This window comes from Vibrio sp. 10N.286.51.E5 (assembly GCF_041469125.1).
Lineage (GTDB): Bacteria > Pseudomonadota > Gammaproteobacteria > Enterobacterales > Vibrionaceae > Vibrio > Vibrio crassostreae_C.
In genome coordinates, this window is the sequence record NZ_JBFRJZ010000127.1 from 1 (window position 1) to 1583 (window position 1583).

At 44.9% G+C, this 1583-nt stretch carries 1 protein-coding gene and 1 pseudogene; both read right to left on the reverse strand.

Annotated elements, in window-relative coordinates:
- On the reverse strand, nucleotides 1-1221 hold a 1221-nt coding region (locus AB4161_RS22920), incomplete at its 3' end, for a bifunctional aspartate transaminase/aspartate 4-decarboxylase (protein ID WP_372084438.1).
- A gap of 116 nt (nucleotides 1222-1337) precedes the next feature.
- A pseudogene (locus AB4161_RS22925) lies at nucleotides 1338-1583 on the reverse strand (aspartate-alanine antiporter); the annotation flags it as partial.

Consider the following 1583-nt stretch of genomic DNA (forward strand, 5'->3'; position numbering starts at 1 on the left):
TGAGTCCATTAGACAAGTTAGAGCAAACATCGCCATTTGCACTTGTTGCGGTAGAGATAGACCGGCAGTGTGATTCAAGGCTACGCTACGGCTATCCGCAACGATGCGGTCGATGAACTTAATGTCACGTGGCTCTGGAGTCAGTGTTTTGTAACGGTCATCAAGTTGACACTGTTTTTCTTCGCTGAAAGAACTTAGTGCGTCATCAAATACGTTTTTGTGTTGGATACCAATGGTACCTAAACGCCAGCCTGTTGCGCCAAAGTACTTAGAGAACGAGTAAACACAAAGTGTGTTGTATGGTAGTTTTGCAAATAGAGAAACGAAGTCATCGGCAAATGTACCGTATACGTCATCAGTGATGATGAATAGGTCACTGCGTTGCTCATTCACAAAGTTTGTTAGGTTCTCTAGAGTCTCGTCAGAGAATTTCACTGATGCTGGATTAGCAGGGTTAACGACGCAAAGTAGTTTGATGTCTGTATCTGCCAGTTTCTCGATTTCAGACATTGGAAGCTGCCAAGTGGTCTCATCAAGACGCAGTTCAACGATCTCTAGTTCGTACTCAGAAAGCTCTGGGATTTCTAGGTAAGGGGTAAAGATTGGCGTGATTAGCGCAACTTTGTCACCTTTTTTCAATAGACCATTGTTGAACATGGTTGCGAACGTGTACGTCATTGACGCAGTGCCGCCTTCTGTTGCGAACAGGTCAAAGTTAGTCGTCATTGGCATTGGGCCGTACATCTCTTCTGCGATATATTGTTTAACCACTTTCTCGATGTTCACTAGCATACGTGGTGGCACTGGGTAGTTACACGCAAGGTAAGCCAGTACTAGCTCGTTTAGGAACGCTTGTTTTTCGATGCCTAGACGGTCTTTTGCGTAGCTTAGTGCACGACGTAGGAAATCAACGCCTTTGTCTGTTGCATATTGGCTTGCGAACGTGTCGAAACGCTCAACGATGCCGACGCCATCAGGGATACCACCGAAATCACCACCTAGGTAAGCGTAGTTACGCTCTGCTTCTGCTACCGCAAACTCACCAAGACGGATGAATGCTTTACGAGGTAGTGTTGCTAGGAAGTTAGGGTTACCACGACCTGCATCAAGAAGTGCACGATCTGGCACAGCTTGCGCCACTTCAATCAGTTTGTCTTTTAGCTCGAATGGGCTTAGGTCAGCGAATTTTGAAAAATCGATAGTTGGAGTTTGAGTAGTCATAATAGATACCTTACTTTCATAAATTTTAGCAAGTCGATCCCCTTCCCTATGTTTGGCCAGGGAATCGCTTAGTGTTTTAATTGGATTGACGTCTTAGACTGACGTTATAGTCTGAATTACATACCAGCGTTGACGGAGATAATGCCGACGATGATTGGTCCCCAAAGGGTCAATAGCACGTTGGCTACTGCGTAAGTCACTGTGAATGAGAATACTGGAGTTGCATTGCCTGTTTTTTCCATCAATGCCGCAAACGCAGGGTTTGCACTTCGACCACCAGTCACACAACCAAGTGCTTCAATTGGGTTTTTGATTCTCAAAACAAAGTAAGAGAAGAAGAACGAAATAATCTGTGGAATGAT